Annotated in this window: 23 protein-coding genes; 13 read left to right on the top strand and 10 right to left on the bottom strand. The window is 53.8% G+C overall.

Going from position 1 to position 22045, the window contains the following annotated elements; genetic code table 11:
• Positions 1 to 38 precede the first annotated feature (38 nt).
• The 3 genes from IEW65_RS12785 to IEW65_RS12775 are packed head-to-tail and all read right to left on the bottom strand — an operon-like array spanning position 39 to position 3273.
• On the bottom strand, positions 39 to 926 hold the full coding sequence (locus IEW65_RS12785) for an amino acid ABC transporter substrate-binding protein (protein ID WP_229755560.1): 888 nt from the start codon (positions 924 to 926) through the stop codon (positions 39 to 41).
• 12 nt (positions 927 to 938) lie between these two features.
• Positions 939 to 1838 (bottom strand): amino acid ABC transporter substrate-binding protein, encoded by a 900-nt coding sequence (locus tag IEW65_RS12780; protein WP_229755559.1) that lies wholly within the window; start codon positions 1836 to 1838, stop codon positions 939 to 941.
• The gene (locus tag IEW65_RS12775) at positions 1828 to 3273 is read right to left on the bottom strand and encodes a GGDEF domain-containing protein (protein WP_188639846.1); all 1446 of its coding nucleotides are present in this window, start codon (positions 3271 to 3273) and stop codon (positions 1828 to 1830) included. Before IEW65_RS12775 ends, IEW65_RS12780 begins: the two co-directional genes overlap by 11 nt.
• Positions 3274 to 3522: 249 nt before the next feature.
• Between IEW65_RS12775 and codA the strand changes: the two genes are divergently transcribed.
• Positions 3523 to 4770, top strand: coding sequence for a cytosine deaminase (codA, locus tag IEW65_RS12770; RefSeq protein ID WP_188639845.1), 1248 nt, complete (start codon positions 3523 to 3525; stop codon positions 4768 to 4770).
• 51 nt (positions 4771 to 4821) lie between these two features.
• The gene (locus IEW65_RS12765) at positions 4822 to 5298 is read left to right on the top strand and encodes a YbaK/EbsC family protein (RefSeq protein ID WP_188639844.1); all 477 of its coding nucleotides are present in this window, start codon (positions 4822 to 4824) and stop codon (positions 5296 to 5298) included.
• 18 nt (positions 5299 to 5316) lie between these two features.
• On the opposite strand, the gene IEW65_RS12760 is transcribed toward IEW65_RS12765, so the two are convergent.
• Positions 5317 to 5766: a GNAT family N-acetyltransferase gene (locus tag IEW65_RS12760; RefSeq protein WP_188639843.1), complete on the bottom strand. Its 450-nt coding sequence runs from the start codon at positions 5764 to 5766 to the stop codon at positions 5317 to 5319.
• A gap of 170 nt (positions 5767 to 5936) precedes the next feature.
• Here IEW65_RS12760 and pcsA point away from each other — a divergent pair, with 170 nt between their 5' ends.
• From pcsA to IEW65_RS12745, 3 genes are read left to right on the top strand one after another with little or no spacing between them, the layout of a single operon-like run.
• Complete coding sequence (gene pcsA, locus IEW65_RS12755) at positions 5937 to 6677, top strand: phosphatidylcholine synthase (RefSeq protein ID WP_422822615.1); 741 nt, start codon at positions 5937 to 5939, stop codon at positions 6675 to 6677.
• Positions 6678 to 7286 (top strand): DNA-3-methyladenine glycosylase I, encoded by a 609-nt coding sequence (locus tag IEW65_RS12750; protein WP_188639842.1) that lies wholly within the window; start codon positions 6678 to 6680, stop codon positions 7284 to 7286.
• 23 nt (positions 7287 to 7309) lie between these two features.
• Positions 7310 to 7714 (top strand): VOC family protein, encoded by a 405-nt coding sequence (locus IEW65_RS12745; protein WP_188639841.1) that lies wholly within the window; start codon positions 7310 to 7312, stop codon positions 7712 to 7714.
• 10 nt (positions 7715 to 7724) lie between these two features.
• On the opposite strand, the gene IEW65_RS12740 is transcribed toward IEW65_RS12745, so the two are convergent.
• Positions 7725 to 9167 (bottom strand): aminotransferase-like domain-containing protein, encoded by a 1443-nt coding sequence (locus tag IEW65_RS12740; RefSeq protein WP_188639926.1) that lies wholly within the window; start codon positions 9165 to 9167, stop codon positions 7725 to 7727.
• 166 nt (positions 9168 to 9333) lie between these two features.
• Between IEW65_RS12740 and IEW65_RS12735 the strand changes: the two genes are divergently transcribed.
• Together IEW65_RS12735 and IEW65_RS12730 are read left to right on the top strand one after the other, a co-directional pair.
• Positions 9334 to 9546 (top strand): DUF1127 domain-containing protein, encoded by a 213-nt coding sequence (locus IEW65_RS12735; protein ID WP_188639840.1) that lies wholly within the window; start codon positions 9334 to 9336, stop codon positions 9544 to 9546.
• Positions 9543 to 10418 (top strand): PhzF family phenazine biosynthesis protein, encoded by an 876-nt coding sequence (locus IEW65_RS12730; protein WP_188639839.1) that lies wholly within the window; start codon positions 9543 to 9545, stop codon positions 10416 to 10418. The genes IEW65_RS12735 and IEW65_RS12730 overlap by 4 nt, the downstream gene beginning before the upstream one ends.
• 172 nt (positions 10419 to 10590) lie before the next feature.
• Here the strand turns inward: IEW65_RS12730 and IEW65_RS12725 are convergent, their stop codons facing one another.
• Positions 10591 to 11508, bottom strand: coding sequence for a DMT family transporter (locus IEW65_RS12725; RefSeq protein WP_188639838.1), 918 nt, complete (start codon positions 11506 to 11508; stop codon positions 10591 to 10593).
• A 318-nt stretch (positions 11509 to 11826) separates the two neighbouring features.
• On the opposite strand from IEW65_RS12725, the gene IEW65_RS12720 reads away from it, so the two are divergent.
• On the top strand, positions 11827 to 12738 hold the full coding sequence (locus IEW65_RS12720; protein ID WP_188639837.1) for a LysR family transcriptional regulator: 912 nt from the start codon (positions 11827 to 11829) through the stop codon (positions 12736 to 12738).
• Between the two features lie 8 nt (positions 12739 to 12746).
• Here IEW65_RS12720 and IEW65_RS12715 read toward each other — a convergent pair whose 3' ends face one another.
• The 3 genes from IEW65_RS12715 to aptA all read right to left on the bottom strand — a co-directional run bounded on the left by IEW65_RS12715 (position 12747) and on the right by aptA (position 16288).
• Positions 12747 to 13367 (bottom strand): TetR/AcrR family transcriptional regulator, encoded by a 621-nt coding sequence (locus tag IEW65_RS12715; protein ID WP_188639836.1) that lies wholly within the window; start codon positions 13365 to 13367, stop codon positions 12747 to 12749.
• A gap of 113 nt (positions 13368 to 13480) precedes the next feature.
• Positions 13481 to 14977 (bottom strand): CoA-acylating methylmalonate-semialdehyde dehydrogenase, encoded by a 1497-nt coding sequence (locus tag IEW65_RS12710; RefSeq protein WP_188639925.1) that lies wholly within the window; start codon positions 14975 to 14977, stop codon positions 13481 to 13483.
• Positions 14978 to 15007: 30 nt separating this feature from the next.
• Entirely contained in the window at positions 15008 to 16288 is a 1281-nt protein-coding gene (gene aptA, locus IEW65_RS12705) for an omega-aminotransferase AptA (RefSeq protein ID WP_422822616.1), read from the bottom strand.
• Positions 16289 to 16596: 308 nt separating this feature from the next.
• Between aptA and IEW65_RS12700 the strand changes: the two genes are divergently transcribed.
• Complete coding sequence (locus IEW65_RS12700; protein WP_188639834.1) at positions 16597 to 17862, top strand: Zn-dependent hydrolase; 1266 nt, start codon at positions 16597 to 16599, stop codon at positions 17860 to 17862.
• 42 nt (positions 17863 to 17904) lie between these two features.
• Here the strand turns inward: IEW65_RS12700 and hmuQ are convergent, their stop codons facing one another.
• The gene (hmuQ, locus tag IEW65_RS12695) at positions 17905 to 18207 is read right to left on the bottom strand and encodes a heme-degrading protein HmuQ (protein WP_062363117.1); all 303 of its coding nucleotides are present in this window, start codon (positions 18205 to 18207) and stop codon (positions 17905 to 17907) included.
• A gap of 111 nt (positions 18208 to 18318) precedes the next feature.
• Between hmuQ and IEW65_RS12690 the strand changes: the two genes are divergently transcribed.
• From IEW65_RS12690 to IEW65_RS12675, 4 genes are all read left to right on the top strand, one after another.
• Positions 18319 to 19905 (top strand): cryptochrome/deoxyribodipyrimidine photo-lyase family protein, encoded by a 1587-nt coding sequence (locus IEW65_RS12690; RefSeq protein WP_188639833.1) that lies wholly within the window; start codon positions 18319 to 18321, stop codon positions 19903 to 19905.
• A gap of 192 nt (positions 19906 to 20097) precedes the next feature.
• Positions 20098 to 20820 carry an AzlC family ABC transporter permease gene (locus IEW65_RS12685; protein WP_188639832.1) on the top strand — a complete coding sequence of 241 codons (723 nt, stop codon included), beginning with the start codon at positions 20098 to 20100 and terminating at the stop codon, positions 20818 to 20820.
• A 9-nt stretch (positions 20821 to 20829) separates the two neighbouring features.
• Positions 20830 to 21126, top strand: coding sequence for a hypothetical protein (locus tag IEW65_RS12680; protein ID WP_188639831.1), 297 nt, complete (start codon positions 20830 to 20832; stop codon positions 21124 to 21126).
• Positions 21127 to 21259: 133 nt separating this feature from the next.
• Entirely contained in the window at positions 21260 to 22039 is a 780-nt protein-coding gene (locus IEW65_RS12675; protein WP_188639830.1) for a helix-turn-helix domain-containing protein, read from the top strand.
• The last annotated feature ends 6 nt before the right edge of the window (positions 22040 to 22045 follow it).

Here is a 22045-nt window from a genome sequence, read left to right as displayed (position 1 = left end):
TGTCATTGCCGCTCTTGGGCGGCTTTTCCAAACACTAACTACCCCTGCGGATTGATAAAATACTGCGCGAGCGTCTCGCTTATGGGCACATTCAACGTGATGCCTTTACCGGGTAACGGCTGCTGGAACCATCGTTCATACAGCTCGAGCATTTCTCCTCGCTGATAAATCTCACGCAGCGCTTGGTTGACCTGTTCCACAAATGGCTGGTCGCCACGGCGCATCAGTAAGCCAAGCGGCTCTTCTGCGGTGATGGCCTCTTCTGAGAGCGCGTAGGCAGAAGGGTCATTGGACGCCGCTATCATCGTGCTGAGCAGAATATCGTCCATGGCAAAGGCGGCAACACGGCCTTCGGTGACTAAATCGAAGGCTTCTTGGAGGGTTTCAACCGGTACGACGGAAAGGTTGAGCTGCTGTTCGCGGTTAGCTTGGTTGATTTGCCCCACATTCACCGTGCCTCGCGCCACACTCACGCTGCGCCCAGCGAGGTCCTGCAAGGTAAAAAAATGATTCTCTTTGAGGGAGACAAACCTTACGGAGACAAAAAAGTGGCTAAGTGAAAAGTCGGCACTGCGCCTGCGCTCCGCATTATTGGTACTGGCATTGCACTCAATATCGATCACGCCGCTGTTTAACAGTTGAACCCGGTTCCCAGGGGTCCGGAAAACGTACTCAATATCCAGTGTCGGCAGGTTAAGCTGCTGCTGTAACTGCGCCGCCACCCGCCGGCATAGCTCAATGGAGTACCCCAGCACATTGCCCTCTTCATCTTCGTAAGAGAAAGGCGCGGTGTCGCCATAACCCACGCGTAGCGTGCCCGTGTCGCTCAGCCGCTGAAGGGTGTTGATCTCTGAAGCCATCGCCGACGAAGCCGCCCAAACCATTATCAGCAGCCCTACCCACCACTGCGCTAGCACTCTATACATATTTCACCCCTTTTAGTCGGCGTACGCGTCTGGGCGCGCCAATATGGCAGCAAGCTCTGCGCTCATCGGCAAGCCAATCACTCGGTTCTCTGGCGGTATGGGCTGCAAAAACCACTGATCATACAGCGTATGAATAGCGCCACTTTGAAAATGCTCATACAGCGCTTCATTCACCACCTCAGCAAACACCGCATCCTCTATCGGCATCATCAAGCCGTAGGGTTGTGGCTCACTAATCGCCTCTTCAGAGATGCGAAAACGCTGGGGCGAGACCGCCGCCGTTACAAGGCTCGCGAGCAAAATATCGTCCATCACAAACGCCGTGGCTTGTCCGTTAGCGACCATGGCGAACGCTTCGTCATGGCTACGGCTTAACATCACCGCGATATTCAGCCCCTGAGTGCGGTTGAGTTCGTTTAACTGCTCGATGTTAATCGTGCCCGTAGTGGACACCACGCTACGCCCAGCCAAGTCCGCTATGGTGCGCATGTCATTGTCTGCCAGTGCGACATAGCGGGTGGCGGTTAGAAAATGAGGGTAGGAAAACGCGGCCTGCTGACGCCGCTCAGGCGTGCTGGTAGTGACGCCACACTCAAGGTCAATCTCCCCCTTGCGCAGCAGAATAAAGCGGTTGACCGGTGTCACAGGCACAAAGTGAACGTCGAGAGGAGCGCCCCCTAGCCGCTCACCAATGCGCTTCGCCACGGCCATGCATAGATCAATGGCATAACCCACGGGCCGCCCGTCTACCAAGTAAGAAAAAGGGACTTCGTTATCGCGATGGCCCACCGTAATGGTCTGGTGTTGGGCAATCCGCTGCAGAGTAGGAGACGCATCCACGGGAAGGGGGGAAGCGCTGGCGTGCATGCTGACCCAAGCAGCCGCCAGCCAGAGCATTGCCTTAGCGATCATGGTGTTCTGCTCCCATGGTCATCCCAGGGCTAAATACTGCGTAGCGACCACGCCCCATCGCCTTGGCGGTATACAACGCCACATCAGCACTACGTAACAGCGTATGACTACTGGTGCCATCTCGAGGAGCCAACGCAATGCCGACGCTCACACCAATGCGAACATCATGGCCATCAATGGCAAAGGGTTCTTGAAGTACCTCCACCAGTTGATGTGCCAGCCGGTTGGCCTTTGCCAAGGCATCACGGTTGGCATGTTGAATAATCGAGAATTCGTCTCCGCCTAAACGCGCCACTAAGTCGTTCTCTTCCAACAGCCCTTGGACTCGTTGGCTCGCTTCTACCAGCAACGCATCACCCGCCGCATGGCCGAGGGTATCATTTACCGCTTTGAAGCGGTCTAGATCGAAAATCATCACGTTAAAGGGGGTGCCATGAGGTACTTGCGTGACCGCTTCCTGCAGCGCGTCGTTAAACTGCACCCGGTTCGGCAACTTAGTTAAGGCATCATGGTGCGCGAGATGTTGATAGCGCAGCGCCTGCTCTTTTACCTCCAACAGATGCTCACGCTCTTCTACCTTTTTGCGCAGCTCTTCAATGGCCTGCGCCATGCAGCCAATCTCATCGCTGCGCTGGGTGTAGGGCGTTCTGTGCTCAGTCTGATTATGGGCAATATGTGTCAGGGCACGTATTAAGCGTGGAACCGGCTTAAACAGCTGCTTCATCAGCATACTCACCAGCAGCGCGGTGGCTAATAGCACCACGCCCAATGACGCCACGACTTTCAGTATCAGGTCACGGTGCACCTGATAAAGCTCACTTTTCAGCCCAATACTAGACACAACCAGGCCGTGCAGATCGCCCTGGGGCGTGATGATGGGTAAAGAACTAATGAAGTGATCCTCGTCCCCGATACGCGCAAAACCCACATAAAACTCGTTAGCCGAGAGGCTATTGGGTAATTCAGACGTGTCTGGAAAAACGATCTCGCCAACGGCACTGTTAAAGGCATCCGCCACTGGTGTGATAGAGCCGTTCGCCTCGCGTGCAAAGAGCCACACATTACGCCGTGTCTGGGCGCTTGCCAGCGCCAGCACATCGATAGGGCTGAAACCAGTGCTTAGCACGGAGTCTTCATCGCCAATGGGCCGTGCAGAGACCAACTGATTCACTTGACCCGTGGAATCGGTACGCACAGCGACAGCGGTATAAATGCGGCGAATGGTGGCACTGACAATCTGCGCGTTGACCTGAGCTTCGCGCCCCCACTGGTCGCGAGCACTACGCTCAACCATCGTAAAGCCCAACATCGCGCCCATCAGGTAGGCAAAAACAACGCCCAGCAGCATAAAGATGGCGACTTTGCCCACCACCGTGCGATGCCACGGAAGCTTAACCTTTGATACAGGCGCGTTGTCAGCACTGACCTCTTGCATGCAGCACGTGTCCTTTAATTGGCATGATGGCCATCCGCACAGAGGCTATAAGCGACCAAAATCTCAAAATAACGTTATCAACCTCTCAGCAACGGCTGCAGGCTCATGGTTTATTAACAAACTATCACTAAATGAACTATTTATAAGCACACTATTTAAACGTTCTACCTCTGAATTACGCCGCTTATCTGGCATGTCTTTTGCTGAAACTTAATGGTTTTAATCTTCAGTGCGAAAAGGAGTACTCCTATGCAAATGATTAACGCACGCCTGCGCCAACGCCCGCAGCTTTACCGGATCGAAATAAGCAACGGTCTATTCACAGGTATCACAGCACAAGATGCACCGCAGACGGCAACCGCTGAACAACTGGATGCCGGCGGCAAGCTTCTCTGCGCGCCGTTTATCGAGCCTCACATCCACCTGGATGCCGCCCTCACGGCGGGCGAGCCAAGCTGGAACCAAAGCGGCACACTGTTTGAAGGGATTGAGCGCTGGGGCGAGCGCAAACCGCTGCTTAATGAGGCCGACATTCGCGAACGCGTGTTAAAAACGTTAAACCTATTGATCGGTAACGGCGTTCAGTTTGTGCGCACCCACGCCGATACCAGCGACCCAAGCTTGGTGGGGCTAAAAACACTCTGCACCTTACGTGATGAGTTGAAGGATAAGATCGACATCCAAGTGGTGGCCTTCCCTCAGGATGGCCTGCTCTCTTACCCTGGCGGCGACAAGCTAATGGAGGAGGCGCTGGAGATCGGCGCTGATGTGGTGGGGGGTATTCCTCACTTTGAGTACACCCGCGAGCTAGGCGTGGCCTCCATGAAGCGGGTGATTGAGCTGGCGATGAAATATGACCGCTTAGTGGATGTGCACTGCGATGAGATAGACGACCCCAACTCGCGCTTTCTGGAAGTGCTGGCCTGCGAAGCCCTGTTCAATGATTTAGGCAGCCGCGTGACCGCCAGCCACACTACCGCGATGCACTCTTACGACAACGCCTACTGCTCTAAACTCTTTCTGTTGCTCAAGCGCTCGGGCATTAACTTTATTTCCTGCCCAACGGAGAGCATTCATCTCCAAGGGCGCTTTGATACCTACCCAAAACGGCGAGGTGTCACCCGCGTGAAAGAGCTTAACGCAGCAGGAATCAACGTCTGCTTTGCAGAAGATTCTATCTTCGACCCCTGGTACTCGTTAGGTAACGGCAAGCTGCTACGCACGCTCGATTTTGGCCTGCATATTTGCCAGATGATGGGTTACCAGGATTTTAGCAGCGCGCTTTCCCTGATTACCGATAACAGCGCCCGCACTATGAATATCGAGTCGCGTTACGGCATAGAAGTGGGCAAACCGGCCAGCTTCAATCTACTAGAGGGCGAAGATGACTACAGCGTGCTGCGTAACCAGGGTGATGTCCTACTTTCCGTGCGACACGGTGAGATCATCATGCAGCGGGAGCCATCACGTATCGTGACGCCACCATGGATTGGCTAACCCCACGCTGGCAAGTTAGATTAGTGATTCCACTTGTCCAAGGAGCCCGTCATGAGCATTGAGACCGTTCGCCAGTTTTTTGCCGAGCACGCGCCAGAGGTGGCCATTGAAGAGCTGGAAACCAGCACCGCTACCGTTCAGCTCGCCGCCGAAGCACACGGTGTTGCCCCTGGGCAAATTGCTAAAACATTGGCGTTTAAAGTGGGTGAGACGCCGCTGCTAATTGTGGCCAGCGGCGATGCGCGAATTGATAACCGCAAAATCCGCGATACCTTCGGTGGCAAAGCCAAAATGCTCGATGCTGATACAGTGATGGAACTGACCAGCCATCCGGTGGGCGGGGTATGCCCGTTTGGATTGGCGACGGATCTTCCCGTCTATTGCGACGAATCCCTCCACGCGTTCGATGAAGTGCTGCCCGCTGCGGGCTCATCGAACAGCGCGGTGCGCTTGAGCCCACAACGATTGGCCGACTTAGTTGGTGCTCAGTGGGTAGATGTGTGCAAGTTGCCAGAGAGCATTAGCTAAGCAGCGGTTAAGAACACGTTACTTAACATCGAGTAAATAGCCATAAAACGCCGTATTTCGCTGCCAGCCCAGCGATTCGTACAAGCGCTGGGCGCGCTCATTTTCGACCTGCGTCATTAATATCAAACGCGCGACGCCCTGTTCACGGGCAAGTTGGGTGGCGGCTTCCATGAGCGCTCGGCCCGTTCCTTTCGCACGACACTCTGGCAGCACAAAGAGGTCGTTCAACGTCCAGCGCGCATTCAAGCCGACGGTGGAAACACCGGGGTAAAGCTGAACAAACCCTGTGAGTGCGCCATCACTGTTTTCACTTACCAAAATGCGGGAATCTGCTTGCCCAAAGCGCTGGCGCAAAAAGTCACGCGCTGCTTGAATATCACTTGGCTGCTGATAAAACTGCCGATAACCGTCAAGTAGCTCGGTTAAAGCGTCGAGATCATGAATCGTGGCAGAGCGGACGTGCGTCATGCGCTATCTCCCTAGTGGATAAGCCACCTTGCTGCGGTCATCCAACAAGGCTGAGTTCAGAGGATACGCCGTGTATTTCCTGACGGCTTTCTTATAGTAGTGTATCGTCTTTTGAACGTTTATTAATCAATCTAACAGCAAGGGGACGACACGTTCCCACTGGGGTTAACGTGGTCCAATCACTCTCTACTCAAACAGAATCCCGAGCGTCGGTTTATAAAGCTTGGAGCGTGCATGTGTTTACCGCCAGCGGCGTGCTGCTTGGCACGATGGCACTGCTGGCGCTGGTCGACAACAACCCGGTGGCCTGCCTGCTCTGGCTGGGGGCGGCGATGATGATTGACGGCATCGATGGCACCCTGGCACGCAAATATGAAGTGAAGACCATCCTGCCCCATTTCGATGGATCGACGCTGGACATGGTGATCGATTACCTCACCTGGGCCTTTATCCCCGCCCTCTTCATTTACTACTTCATTGAATTACCGCCCTACTTAGGGCTGATCTCGGTCTTTATCATTTTGTTGTCGTCGATGTTCTGCTTCTGCAACGTCGATATGAAAAGCCAGGATAATTACTTCGTGGGCTTTCCCGCCGCCTGGAACATTGCCGCCGCCTATTTTTACATTCTTGATTTACCGCCACTGCTGACGTTTGGCGCAATACTCGTCTTGGCGATGCTGACCGTGACGAAAATGAAGTTTTTGCACCCGTTTCGAGTGCGCCTATTTATGCCGCTCAATATCGCGGTGACGCTGCTTTGGTGCGTGTGCGCAACCTCGTTAATCCTCTCAAACCCTAATCACGCCGCCTGGGCACTGTGGGGCTTAGGCGTGACCTCACTTTACTTCGCGGGCATGTGCCTTTGGCGCACGGCTCAAGAGTGGTTCGGCGAGCAGATGGCACGTTAAATGGCCTCTGACTTTATCGCCCCCGACGGCCACCCCCGCTGCCTGTGGTGTGGCGGGGCGGCAGAGTTTCTGCCCTACCACGATCAGGAGTGGGGTTTTCCCGTTGCCGATGACCAGCGGCTATTTGAGAAAATCTGCCTGGAGAGCTTTCAGTCAGGCTTAAGCTGGCGAACGATTTTGAACAAGCGTGAGAATTTCCGCGCGGCTTTCCACCACTTCGACTTCAATCAAGTCTCCGGTTTTGACGAAGAGGATGTGCAGCGCTTACTGCAAGATGCGGGCATTATTCGTCACCGCGGTAAGATCGAAGCCACCATCAATAACGCGCGCTGTGCGCAGGAAATGGTGGTTCAGGAAGGCTCGCTAGCGGCGTTTTTCTGGCGCTATGAACCGGATAGCGCATCACTGCCTGCCCCACAAACGCAAACCACATCGCCGGAATCTATCGCGCTAGCAAAAGACCTTAAAAAGCGCGGCTGGAAGTTTTTTGGCCCCACCACCGCGTTTGCATTTATGCAGGCCATGGGGCTGATTAATGATCACTCGTTGAATTGCGTCACGCGTGAACGGGTGGAGCAGGCACGGCAACAGTTCCAGCGACCCACCTAGCGTTATCTATAGGAGCGCTTCCTATGAAACCTAAAATTAGCTTAATCACTCTTGGGGTCTACGACCTGACTCGTGCGATTCACTTCTATCGTGAAGGGTTGGGATTGCCGGAGCACGAAACAGACAGCAATGAGGTCGCCTTTTTCAAGCTCGAAGGTGCTTGGTTATCGCTTTTTCCGCGTGAAGCGCTAGCGAAAGATATTGGCATTCAAGATGACTCTCCCAGCGGCTTTAGCGGTATCACCCTTGCTCACAATGTTGGCAGCCAAGATGCCGTTGACCAAGTGCTTAAACAAGCAGTTGCCGCCGGTGCCGAGCTCATCAAACCTGGGCAAGAAGTGTTCTGGGGTGGTTATTCCGGCTATTTCCGCGACCCAGAAGGCCACTACTGGGAAGTCGCCTACAATCCGTTTATGGATTTGACGTGATAGCTCATGATCAGTCAACACTGACAGCATATTGCTGCTTCTCCTCCACCATCTCGGTGGCAAACTCACCTACGGTTCGCACGGCCGCTTCGATGGCAGGTGTCAGAGTAAACGCGTAGTTCAACCGCAAGCACTGGCGAAACTTACCAGAGGCCGAGAACAGCGACCCCGGTGCCACATGGATGGCGTGCTGCGCTAAACGCTCGTTAAGGCGCACGCAGTCGACATCCGCAGGCAGCTCTACCCAGAGTAAAAAGCCCCCTTGCGGATAGCTAATGCCCGACCCTTTGGGAAAATAGCGCTGCACCCAACTAATCATCACATCCCGCTGGCGTTGATACTGGCGCGAAACAGCGCGTAGATGACGCTCAAAATGGCCCTTGGCCACAAACTCCGCCACGGCCAATTGCGGCAGCGTGGCAGAGGCACCGGTGGAGACATACTTCATATGCAGCGCCTTTTCCCGGTAGCAGCCAGGGGCCAGCCAGCCCACGCGCAGGCCCGGCCCTAAGGTTTTCGAGAAACCGCTACACAGCAGCACGCGCCCATCGGTATCAAAGGATTTAATCGTGAGCGGCCTGGGTTGGGTGTAGGCCAAATCCCCATAGATATCATCTTCAATAATGGCTACATCAAACCGTTGGGCAAGCTGATAGAGCGCCCGCTTACGCACTTCCGGCATGGTATAGCCCAACGGGTTGTTATAGGTGGGCGTGACCTGAATAGCGCGAATAGGCCACTGCTCTAACGCCAGCTCTAACGCTTCCAGGCTGATGCCGGTTTGCGGGTCAGTGGGGATCTCCAGTGCCTTTAAACCGTTGGCTTTCAGAATCTGCATGGTGCCGTAGAAACTGGGCGAATCTACCGCTACCACATCGTCAGGCTGGGTAAGCGTACGCAGCGCAATGGAGAGCGCTTCCTGGCAGCCGGTGGTAATCAGCACATCATCCGGATGCAGCAGGCAGCCAGACGCCACCGCCAAGCGCGCCACCTGTTGGCGCAGTTCAGGGCTACCGCTGAGTTTGTCGTAATTAAAGCCGTGCAGATCGTTACTACGGTGCAGCCCGGCGAGGATTTTCGACAGCGGCTTTAGCGACGCCACCTCAAGATTGGGCACACCGCGCCCAAGCAGCAGCCGTTTATCGTCCCGTTGGGTTGCCACCAGTTCTAACACTTGGTCCCACTGGGAGACATCCAGCGGGCACTGGGCTGGTCGGGATACAGAAGGCAAAACGGAGGGTATACGGCAAGGCAGCACGAAGTAGCCCGACTTTGGCCGCGACTCAATCAGCGCGGCGTCCATGAGTTGGCGGTACGCTTCTTGCGCCGTTGAGATACTGACGTTCAGCTCTTGGCAGACCGCGCGAATGGAAGGTAGCCGGTCGCCCACGCGATAAATCCCGTGCTCGATCCGCTCCCGCAACGTTGCCGCCACCTCTTCATAACGCGTCATCACACCCACCCCGCTCGGTTCATCCGCCATACAGAAGGCCTACTGCTTCGCCATACAGAGGTATAACACGCCCTATCTGTATCATAAAAATAAAAAAACCTATATCTGTATTGCCACCAGCAGGCTGCGTAACCTAAACAGGCACCCCACCACCCGGAGAGCCGCCATGCCACGCTTCAGTCTCACTCAGCTACGTTCACAGCTGGTATCACAACTACGTTACCAGTTAAGCCACTACCAGCAGCGCCGCCGCAGCCGTAGGCAGTTGCTCACGCTAGATGACCACTTGCTGAAAGACATTGGCCTCACCCGTGAACAGGCCTGCCAAGAAGGCAAACAAACCTTTTGGAAGACGCTCTCCGATAAGGGGGATGTATGACCACCGCCGAGTATTACTTGCTGGATGTATTTACCGACCAGCCCTTTACGGGCAACCCACTCGCCGTGTTTCTCAACGCGGATGGGCTGGACACCTGCACCATGCAAGCGCTGGCCAATGAGTTAAATCTGGCGGAAACGGTGTTCTTGAGCGCCGAGGCAGCGCCACAACACTACCCCATGCGGATTTTCACTCCGACCAGGGAGCTGCCGTTTGCAGGCCACCCTACGGTAGGCACTGCCCACCTATTGGCGGCGTTAAAACTCGCTCACCCAGAGCAACCCTTGGTGCTTCACCCACCCATCGGGAAACTCGCGATCACATGGGCCAACGGCAGGGCAACGTTCAAAACGTCCCAAGCCGTAATGCTGGCAGACAGCACCCTCGATCGCCCCACCACCGTTGAGCTGTTGGGGTTAGATATCCATCAGGTAGTGGGCGATCCGGTCATCGCCTCCTTCGGGCTGCCCTTTCACCTGATTGAGCTATCGGATATCGCGGCATTAGAGAGCGTCAGTATTTCCTCCGCCCTCTGGGCAAATGCCGTGATGCCAAGCAGTGCAGTTCAAATCTACCTGTTCGTGAGAGAGCAATCAGCGGGACAAGAGACCGTGATTCGCAGCCGCATGTTCTGTATGCACGACAGTCTCTGCGAAGACCCAGCCACCGGCAGCGCCGCAGCAGCGTTAACCGGCTACTTAGCCTCACTCCAGCCCGAAGCGCTGCACTGCAAGATACACCAAGGCGTTGAAATGGGGCGGCCCAGCGTTATTTACACAGCCGCCAATGGTGATATAACGCCGGGGTTTGTGACGGTGGGGGGCCAGGCGGTTTTGGTGGGTAAGGGAGAGCTCTTCTTAACGCCGCGTTAATTATCGTCAATGGCGGCTTGAGCGATTGCTTAGCACGCATGACCGGCATTGACGATGTATGCGTTTCATCAATCTATGACCTTACGAAGGCCTCTGATGATTAGACTTAAAAGAACATAAGGCCATACTAGAGCAACAAGATAAAAGTGGTTCAAGTGCTGTTCAAAAGTTGCTACACAACCACATCCTCCTTCCATAAAGATGTAATAATCACACTGAAAAAAATTAGCCCTCCACCGATCATCTGTACAAGTGATAAAGTTTCATTCAACCACATGACCGCAAACAAAGCGCCAAACAAAGGCTCACTCCCCATTAATAAAGATACTCTTGTGGGAGAAGTCTTACGCACTGCATAATTTTGAACATAAAATGCAAAAAGAGTACAAAAAATCACCAAATATGCCATCACTAGCCAAAATGTTAGCGAATTTGGCATTGAAATCTCTGATGAAGACTGGAAAATAAATGCCAGTATAATTGCGATAGAGGCAACTACCAACGACTGCACTGCAGTTAGTGTTGATGTTGTTATCGCCTTGCCTTCCACAACACGCTTAGTCAACGTCACCATTAATGCTCGCAACACCGCTGCCAACAAAATAAAACAATCACCTTTATTCAATACTAGAGCGCCTTCCTTTGAGCTAGTTAGCAGAAGAACTCCGAGAACACTTGTCATTGTCATCACTAGCAATACATTTGTAACCCTCCTCTTATTTACAACTAGCTCAGCAAAAGCAGTAAAAACAACTGACAAACTGATAAGAAAAGCAGCATTAGACGCTGAAGTGTGAAAGACACCATAAACTTCACAGAAAAAAATAGCCGACAACACCGCTCCTGTTGGAATCGCAACCATCCAATCACCGTTTAACCCACAACGAAAATCTCTAATAACAACCGGCAACATACATAAAAATGTAATCGAAAAACGAATCGCTATAAAAACAAAAACACTTGTGAAAATCAAAGCCTCTTTTGTCAACCCATAACTTGTTCCCCAAAAAATCGCCACCATTAACAACATCAACTCCGTCACAGGAATTTTAGCTAATTTTTTATTTGTTACACTTGCAAACGTAGCCATCTCATCACTCCTCACGCGTGAACGCGATCACAAGAACGTATCGACATTAAATGTCTCATAAAACTTCAACAATTCACCTCCTCTTCTTACAGCTCATTTTTAACGACACAGCAATAAGAAGATAAGCGTCTATTTCAGATTCGAAATAACGAAACTCTATAAAACCACTACTCAGCAACTCATAACTAAGCTCAACATCACCACTAAGCCTATTCATCCCGTAACTCTCACCCCTTCAAACATATCTATTGACAAAATAATTATCTATAAGTAGGTTCTCAACAACAATACAGTTGAAATGCAAAGGACAATTGCGCTGTGGACACGAATAAACTACTCTCACTGCTCGCCGAGATGGCAGTGTTCGTAAAAGCAGTCGAATCCGGCAGTTTTTCAAAAACTGCCAAAACACTTGGAGTTGCTCCATCCTCTATCAGCCGCTCTATCACACGACTTGAACACTCCTTAGAAGAAAAGCTATTAGAGAGAACTACTAGGCAAATGCGCTTAACGCCTATAGGCCAAGAGGTATTCTTGCTATGTAGAAGCATGTTGGAGTCAGCACAAATGGCTGTTTCTGCTGCTCAATCTGATAAAGTCGACATATCTGGATCTTTGAGAGTTGCCGCACCCAAGGCACTATCCAAACAAGTCTTGATGCCAATGATTTTAGAGTTCACGGAGCAAAACCCCAAAGTATCATTGCAGCTAAAAGTTACTGATCATCTAATAGACCCTATAGGTGATGAGGTAGACATATTTATACATATCACTGAAAAGCCAATTGAAGGCCTTATTTCCAAGCATTTAGGCCATTGCCGGCTCATATTATGCGCCAGCCCAAGTTACCTAGAATCATTTGGCCAGCCCAGTCATCCTGAAGATCTTGTAGACCATAATTGTTTATGTCTTGGAGAGAGCCCCCGTGACAGAGTGTGGAGCTTTAGACAAGGCAACCAATCAGTCCCGGTCAATGTAAAAGGTTCATTGACCGTTAATCATAGTGAAATAAGAAGAGAGGCGGTCACTCAGGGGCAAGGAATTTCCATATTCCCAGACTTCGCTATATCCTCTCATTTAGAATCAAACGAAGTTGTAGAGCTTCTGCAAAACTGGCAGGTAACAGGAAAATATCAGGGGGATATAATTGCACAATATGCGCAGTCTAAATATATCACTAGCCAGCTACGCGCATTTATTGATTTCCTAACAGCCTGCTTCGATAGTTAACCAAAACCTTAAGCCGTGAGCCCAATCCCCCGCAAAATCACCGAGGTCACCGACTGCACGGCTTTTTCAAACTGTAGGTCGTCCAGCGGTTTGTCGTCGTTCAGCAGTGAAATTTGGTAGTCGAAGTCGGCGTAGTGCTGGGTAGAGGCCCAGATCATATAGAGCAGGTAGGAAGGTTCGACGGGGTTGATTTGCCCGGAATCGATCCACTCGCGGATTTTCGACTCTTTCAGCTTAGCCCATTCATAGAGGTTATCGCGCAGCCGCTCCTTGAGAATCGGCGCACCCTGCATCACTTCGGCCGCCCAGATTTTGGAACCGTGGGCGCGGTAGCGGGAGTGGTTCATCTTGGCGCGAATGTAGGTGGAGAGCACCACCCGGGGGTCGTCGTACAGTTCGAAGCAGAGCGCGTCCTGCTTCCATAGCTCTAACAGCGCCAGCAGCACCTCTTGATAGAGTGCTTTCTTGGTCGCGAAATAGTAGTGCACATTGGACTTTGGCAGGTCGGCTAACTGGGCAATGTCACCCATAGAGGCACCGGCGTAGCCTTTTTCGGCAAACAGCTGCTCCGCCGCTTGAAGGATCTTTTTGACGTTCGTTTGCCGAATTTCGTCCTGTGTTCTCGCCACGCTGGTATCCCTTTGCAACCCTGACCGCTAATAATACGCACCAAAAAATACACCACCGCCCAACAATGATGCAGGCGGTGGTGCAGTGAAGATGGCGCAGTTAGCGCATCGCGTCAACGCTGGTTAGTAGGAAACGAGAACTCCGCCCGAGTGGCTTCGCTGACGGAAGGCCAGCGCTGGGAGACCGCTTTGCGGCGCGTGTAGAAGCGCACCGAGTCTGGGCCGTAGGCGTGAAGGTCGCCAAACAGCGAGCGCTTCCATCCGCCAAAGCTGTGGTAGGCCACCGGTACGGGCAGCGGTACGTTCACCCCCACCATGCCCACTTCGATACCGTCGGTGAAGCGGCGGGCGGCTTCGCCATCGCGGGTAAACAGGCAGGTACCGTTGCCGTATTCATGGTCGTTGATCAGTTGCATGGCATCGTCCAGGCTGCCGACCCGTACCACGCAGAGTACCGGCCCAAAGATCTCTTCCTGGTAAATACGCATCTCAGCGGTGACGTTATCGAACAGGCAGCCACCCACAAAGTAGCCCTCTTCATGGCCAGCCACGGTCAGGCCACGGCCATCCGCTACCAGCGAAGCGCCTGCGTTCACGCCATCTTCAATAAACCCAAGCACTTTATCGCGGTGTTCGGCGGTGACCAGCGGGCCCATGTCCAAGCCTTTATCGGTACCCGGCCCCACCTTCAACTGAGCGATTTTGGGCAGCATGGTTTCCACTAACCGGTCGGCGGTTTCGTCCCCCACACACACCGCTACCGAGATCGCCATGCAGCGCTCGCCGCAGCTGCCGTAGGCGGCGCCCATCAGCGTGTTGGCGGCGTTTTCCAGGTCGGCATCCGGCAGAATCACCGCGTGATTCTTCGCCCCGCCCAGGGCCTGAACGCGCTTGCCCGCCGCCGAGCCGCGGGAATAGATCGCTTCCGCCACGGGCGTGGAACCCACAAACGAAATGGCTTTCACGGCTTTGGCATCTAAGAGTGTTTCCACCGCTTCGCGACCGCCGTGAATGACGTTCATCACGCCTTTAGGCAGCCCCGCCTCTTGCAGCAGTTCGGCCACGGCCATGGCCGCTGATGGGTCTTTTTCGGAAGGCTTGAGAATAAAGGTGTTACCGCAGGCAATCGCCATCGGGTACATCCACAGCGGCACCATAGCGGGGAAGTTAAACGGGGTAATGCCCGCGACCACGCCCAGCGGCTGGAAGTTAGACCACGCATCAATGCCCGGCCCCACGTTGTGGGAGTACTCGCCTTTTAACAGCTCCGGCACGCCGCAGGCGTATTCGACGTTCTCAATGCCGCGCTTCAGCTCGCCCATGGCGTCTTCCACCGTTTTGCCATGCTCTTCGCTGACCAGTTGCACGAGGCGTTCCGCGTGCTCTTCCAGCAGCTGCTTAAAGCGGTACATCACCTGGGCACGCTTGGCGGGCGGCGTATCGCGCCAGGCAGGAAAAGCGGCTTGAGCTGCGGCAATGGCACGCTCCACATCCGCCGCGCTGGCATCCGCCACGTGGCGAATCACTTTTCCTATAGAAGGATTGGTGACATCCAGCGTACGCTGGCTTTCCACTAGCTCACCGTTAATCAGGTGGGAAACAACACTCATCATGAAACTCCAAAACAGGGTTGGCCAGGGTTACGCCAGTGAATCTAGGGTAGTTGCAACGGCATCAAACAAACGCTCAAGCTCGGCTTCCGTGGTGCCAAAGGGAGGGCCGAACTGCAGGGTGTCGCCGCCGTAGCGCACGTAGAAGCCAGCTTCCCAAAGCGCCATATGGGCATCGCGGGGGCGAATGGTGGGGTCGCCGTTGCGCGGCGCTAGCTGAAGGGCACCGGCCAAACCGTAGTTGCGAATATCGACAATGTGGTTGTGGCCTTTTAGGGCGTGCAGCTTCTGCTCGAATATGGGGGCGATGGCGTTCACCTGAGCGGGGAAGTTTTCACGCTCCATCATCTCCAGCGCCGCCAGCCCCGCCGCGCAGGCCACGGGGTGGGCGCTGTAGGTGTAGCCGTGGGGGAATTCAATGGCGTGCTGGGCACCGCCTGCGTGCATAAAGGTGTCGAAAATCTCGCCAGAGGCGATCACTGCCCCCATGGGGATCGCGCCGTTGGTGATCTGTTTGGCCACGTTCATGATATCCGGCGTGACGCCAAACGCTTCGGCCCCGGTGGTGGCCCCACTGCGGCCAAAGGCGGTAATGACCTCATCAAAAATCAGCAGAATATCGTGGGCGGTGCAGATCTCCCGCAGCCGATCCAGGTAGCCTTTTGGGGGCACAATCACACCCGCCGAGCCCGACATCGGCTCCACAATCACCGCTGCAATGGTAGAGGCATCGTGCAGGGCGATTTGATCCAGCAGCGCATCGGCCAGCTCAGCGCCAGTTTCCGCTTGGCCACGGGTGTACGCATGGCCCGCCTGCAGCGTGTGGGGCAGGTGCGTCACGTCCATCAACTGGCCGTAGTGCTTACGGTTGCCGCCAATGCCGCCCAGGCTGGTGCCACCAATATTCACCCCGTGGTAGCCCTTGGCACGACCGATCATGCGGGTTTTTTCCGGCTTACCTTTTAACCGCCAATACGCCTTGGCCATCTTGACCGAGGTATCGGCAGCTTCTGAACCGGAGTTGGTGAAAAACACGTGATCCAGCCCGGCAGGCGTTAAGCTCGCGACCTTTTCCGCTAGTTTGAATGCCAACGGGTGGGCAATCTGAAAGCCAGGGGCAAAATCCAGCGTACCTAGCTGCGCCGCCACGGCTTTTTGGATCTCTTCACGGTTATGGCCCGCCCCGCAGGTCCATAGGCCAGAGAGCGAATCGAACAGCTTGCGCCCCTGGTCATCAATGTAATAACGCCCTTCCGCCCCCGCAATCATGCGCGGGTTGGCGCGGAAATCGCGGTTCGCGCTAAACGGCATCCAGAAGTGCTGGTTGAGGGCGGTGCCCTGCTCATCGGCTGGGTGCGTGTGGGAAGTCGTGCGGTCTTTTAATCCGCTTTTTAGTCCGCTTTTTAATCCAAACATAGTGGCCAAGCTCCATCGCTAACAGGCATAGCCACAGCATGCGCCACCCACCACGTTTATAAAATTAACCTTTTCTTTTGTTCACGTTAGAGAATTTAGACGTAATTGGGCGGCATTTATCTCTACGCTGGCTAGTAGCCAATAACAACTAACAGGACGCCGCCAGCATTGCCTGTTCCACTTTGAAAAGGACGACATAACGTATGAACTCGCTTGTTGACCCCACCACAACACTCGATCATTTACGCACCGACAGCGACCGCCTGTGGGCGGCACTGATGGAGATGGCCACGCTGGGCGCTACCGCGAAAGGCGGTGTCAATCGCCAAGCATTGACCGAGCTAGACCGCCAAGGCCGCGACCTGTTTATTCAGTGGTGCCGCGCCGAAGGCTGCACCATTCGCATCGATAATATCGGCAATATTTTTGCCCGCCGAGAAGGCAGCGACACCAACGCCAAAACGGTGATGGCAGGCAGCCATTTGGATAGCCAGCCCACGGGCGGTAAGTACGACGGCTGCTTTGGCGTGCTGGCAGGGCTGGAAGTCATCCGCACATTAAACGAACACCGCATTACCACTAAAGCGCCCATTGAAGTGGTCGCGTGGACCAACGAAGAGGGCTGCCGATTCCCGCCCTGCATGATGGGCTCCGGCGTGTTTACCGGCGAGCTGGAATTCGATGCCATGATGGCACGTAAAGACGCCGATGGCGTGTCGGTCAGCGATGCCCTAGACGCCATTCACTACCGAGGCAGCGACGAGGTATCGCCCAGCGAGATTAAGGCCTACTTTGAGCCGCATATCGAGCAGGGCCCTATCCTAGAAGACACCGACACCACCATTGGTGTGGTGATTGGCGCGCTGGGCCAGAAATGGTTTGATCTCACTCTTACTGGCCTAGAGGCACATGCAGGCCCCACGCCCATGCACCTGCGCCGAGACGCCATGATGGGCGCAGCGGAAGTGACCCAAGCGCTCAACCGGATTGCCAACGAACACCAGCCACACGGGCGCGGCACCGTCGGATACATGGCGCTGCACCCAGGCTCGCGCAACGTGATTCCTGGGCAGGTAAAGATGACGCTGGATATGCGCCACTGGGAGCCAGATGCATTAACGGCTATGGGCGACGCGGTGGCCGCAGCGATTGAGGAGATTTGCCAGCGCCACGGGTTAACCTATGAACTAACGCCCACGGCGGATTTTGCCCCCGAGTATTTCGATAAAGCGTGTGTCGAGGCCGTGCGCCAAGGGGCTGAAAAGCTGGAGTTATCGCATATGGATATCATCAGCGGCGCGGGGCACGATGCGATTTTCATTGGCCGAGTGGCCCCAGCGGCGATGATCTTTATTCCCTGTAAAGACGGCATCAGCCACAACGAAGCGGAAAGCGCGACGCCAAGCGATGTTCATGCAGGGTGTAACGTGCTGCTGCACGCCATGTTAGAAGCAGCAGGCACCGCCTGAAAGTAACGCTACCGCACCGAGGTGCGGTAGCCATTTCCTGCCTTACAACACCACCTCAAACCCTTCAAACTTAGGCGGGCCAAGGTAGATGCCTTCTGGCGCTTTGGCATTGGCGTGGGCCTTGCGGAAGGCGTCTGACTTCGTCCAGGCGCGGAAGGCCTCTTCGGATTCCCATACGCTGTGGGAGATAAACACGGTGTGGTCTTCCTGGCTTTCGCCCTGCAGCATTTGGAACTGCTTGAAGCCCGGCACTTCGTCCAGGTGGGAATCGCGGTTGCGCCATACCTCTAGAAAATCCTCTTCGCGGCCTGGGGCAATCCGAAAACGGTTCATGGCGATATACATAGTGGCTCTCCTGTGAGCGGGTGTGACTCAGTTGGTTACGCAAACAATCGCTTGATGGTAACGTCATCACTGCATCACGAATAGATAAGTGACGAACAGGCGTTACGGCTAATGGCTCAGGCACCCCTTCAGGTCGTTTGGTTCAAACGCGATTTGCGCATTCACGATCACGCACCGCTGGCCAACGCCGCAGCGGCGGGCCCTGTGCTGCCGCTATTTGCCATCGAGCCTGGGCAGTGGCAAGCACCCGACAGCGCCCTGCGCCACTGGCAGTTTGCCGCCGATTCACTGGTTGATCTTGCCCAAGCGCTCAACACGCTGAGCTTGCCGCTCTGCCTGTGGCAGGGCGATATCGTGGAGTGCTTGGCCGCGCTCAAAGCGCACTACGGCGAACTGGTGCTGCACTCCCACCAAGAGACCGGCAATGCCTGGAGCTTTGAACGCGACCAGCGTGTTCAAGCGTGGTGCCACGCCCACCAGGTGCCCTGGCAGGAGGCCCGCCAGCAGGGCGTGATTCGCGGGCTGAGTAGCTGCACGGGGCACCAATCCCGCTGGGAAAACCACTGGGAATCATTGATGGCCGCCCCCACCTGCCCCGCCCCGCCAACAGCGGTGGCGGCCCCCGGTTGGGAAGCGTTTCATCATGTAGACGTAGCGCAACTGCCCTCGCTTACCTTGGGATTCGATACCACGCCTTGCCCCCAACGTCAGCGCGGCGGGCGCAGTGAAGGGCGCTCGCTGTGGCTGAGCTTTATTACCCAGCGCGGGCGGCGCTATCGCGGCTCGCTCTCCAAACCGTTACTGGCCTGGGAGTTTGGTTCGCGGCTCTCCCCGCACTTGGCCTGGGGCACGCTCTCCATGCGGGAAGTGGTGCAATCCCTGCGCCGCCAGCGGCAAAAGCACGCCGACGACACCGCCTGGGCTCGCTCGCTGCGCGCCTTTACCTCGCGGCTCTACTGGCACTGCCACTTTATTCAGAAGCTGGAGAGCGAACCCAGCATCGAGCATCAAACGCTGCACCCGGCGCTGCGCGGCCTGCGGGAGCGCGACCCGGAACACCCGCATTTGATCGCCTGGAAGCGCGGCCAAACCGGCGTGCCGCTGGTGGATGCCTGCATGCGCAGCCTGACTGCCACCGGCTGGATCAACTTTCGCATGCGCGCCATGCTGCTCTCCCACGCCACCTTTGGCCTGGGGCTGCACTGGTACGAGCCAGCATTGCACTTGGCGCGGCTATTTACCGACTTCGAGCCCGGCATTCACTACCCCCAAGTACAGATGCAAGCAGGCGCTACCGGCACCAACGCCATGCGGGTCTACAACCCCATCAAGCAAGCAGAAGATAACGACCCCACCGGCGAGTTCATCGCCCGCTGGGTGCCAGAGCTTGCGCCCCTGCCCATGGAATGGCGCGCCAAACCCTGGGCGCTACCGGAAAGCCTGCAAAAACGCTTCGGCTTTCAGCCCGGCATCGACTATCCCACTCCCAATGATTTTGAAGCCGAAGCGCGCCACTGGAAGAAACTGCTCTACGAACTGCGCCGTACGCCGGAGGCAAGGGGTGCCAGCCAAGCGATTGTGGAGAAGCTCGCCAGCCAGCGCCGACCGACTGCTCGGCGTGGTAAAAAAGCGAAAGCCGCTGATCAGCAGCAGCTTTCGCTGTTTAATGAGGGCGAGAAAAATCATAACGGCCAATAATTTTCTTAAAACCAAGTATTTAAACCTAGGGGAATGATAACCACTCTGCTCGCAACAAACCTGCACGAACTTACAATACGCCGATAAAATTTCCCCATACGCTTTTATCAAAGCAGCTAGCCTCAAGGCTCTGCAGCAAGTCTATTAGTCAAAGCTAAAATAGATTAATCTCTGGCGAGAAGGCGATTGGCAATGATGAGTAAGTATTTAAACACCAAAAAAATGCTCTCTGCTTCAAATACAGAGGAGTATCAAGCGCTGCTACCGCAGCTATTGACGGGCATCTTGGCAATCGCACCAGTTAGCATGCTGTTCGGCTTTACTGCTTACAAAGCAGACTGGAGCATTGTTGAAATTTTTCTCGTAAGTTTATTAGGCTTTTCTGGAAGCGGGCAGTTTGCAGCTCTACCTCTATCTGAGACTGGTGCCAACCTTTTAACTATTGCTTTCGTTACCACTATGATCAATAGCCGATATTTTGCAATTTCGCTTTCATGCTCAAAAAAATTACCAAAAAACAAGCTGCTTAAGATTTTTTCGTCCCATGCACTCGGCGACGAAGCGTACGCTATTGAGCAGGGACATAACCAAAGAGCCATGCTGATAATTCGCTTCACTATTTTCTTGTCCTGGATACTCTTTGGGGTAGCAGGCGGCATTATAGCTGGGCTGTTTCCCAACCTTTTACCTGATGACATCAATGCCAGTATCCCTGCGAGCTTGGTACTTCTTTTTCTTGCCATCTCGTATCTTAAAAACCGACCTTATACAAGTGGTTTGATAACTATTCCAAAGGCAACGTTAGGATTTTTAATAAGCGGAATTTTCTACTACACCCTTGGTGGCATCTACTTTTGGATTCCCTCCATTATTCTATTATCCGCTATCTTCTATTTAATGAAGAGAGAATATTGAGGAACAAGTATGGCAGATAATTTTTTAGTAATTTTGGCTCTTCTACTTACAAGCGTCATGGTAAGAGTTATTCCCTCTTTGCTCACGATTAACTTCGGTGCAAAGGTCCAACACCTGATTGAAGAGGTATTGCCTACTTCTATTTTTATTTGTTTCATCACTTATATAGTGATGCCAGAGATGGATAACGGGCTTAACCTATCTATTTTTTCTTTTATTGCAGTATGCATATTGGCGGTTATATTAAAAAGCGGACTGATTCTAACGACTGTCGTCGCTACTACTCTATATTACGTATTGAGCTGAATAGCCCGCAATACGAGAGCGTTTCAAGGACAGGCCGTATGAACTTTCAAAACTGGCTAACTAGCTTTACTTATTCATATATTCCGATGCATGATAACCCTGCATTCAGACAGAAGCCGACAACTTACCGCCTATGCTAAATTCTTTTAATACACAAATAGAAAGATTTGAAGCCTTTTTTTCTGGCGTTGCCTTCGAGCCCCACCGGCACGATACGTATGCTGTAGGTAGAACCCTGGCAGGGGTTCATTGCTTCAATTACCGAGGTGAAAAAAGAACTAGCTTACCTGGCAATACCATTGTAATTCATCCTGATGAACTCCACGACGGTGAGGCTGGTACGGATGACGGCTTCCACTACCGCATCATGTATATTGAACCCTGTGCTCTTCAAGCGGTGCTTGGTGGCCGCACCTTACCCTACATAAAGGGAGGCGTTAGCACAGACCCTCGGCTTTATGCCGCCACAGAATTTCTTATGAATGACCTTCAAACTGCTCATGAACAGTTTGAAGAGGAAGATATCGTCTTCGAACTAGCCAGCGTACTCTCTGCTGTTGCCGGTCACAAAAGAGGTAGGGTGGCATACGACTATAACGCTGCAGAAAAGGCTAGAGAATATATTCACTATTCGTTGGATTCTCAGATCACACTGGATGATTTAGCGTTAGTGAGTGGCCGTGAAAAGTGGAGCTTATCAAGAGATTTCAGGGCATTATATGGAACAAGCCCATACCGTTACTTGACCATGCGGCGTCTTTCGTTTGTAAAACACTATTTGATCCAGGGTTATTCGTTGTCGTACGCCTCGGTTTCAGCTGGTTTCAATGACCAGAGCCATATGACAAACCACTTTAAGAAGGCCTTCGGTCTTACCCCTACTCAGTGGTTGTCTAGGTTTAAGAAAAACTGAAGGGCC

The sequence above is a fragment of the Vreelandella lutescens genome, assembly GCF_014640815.1.
GTDB lineage: Bacteria > Pseudomonadota > Gammaproteobacteria > Pseudomonadales > Halomonadaceae > Vreelandella > Vreelandella lutescens.
This window is presented reverse-complemented; position numbering and strand designations above follow the sequence as displayed.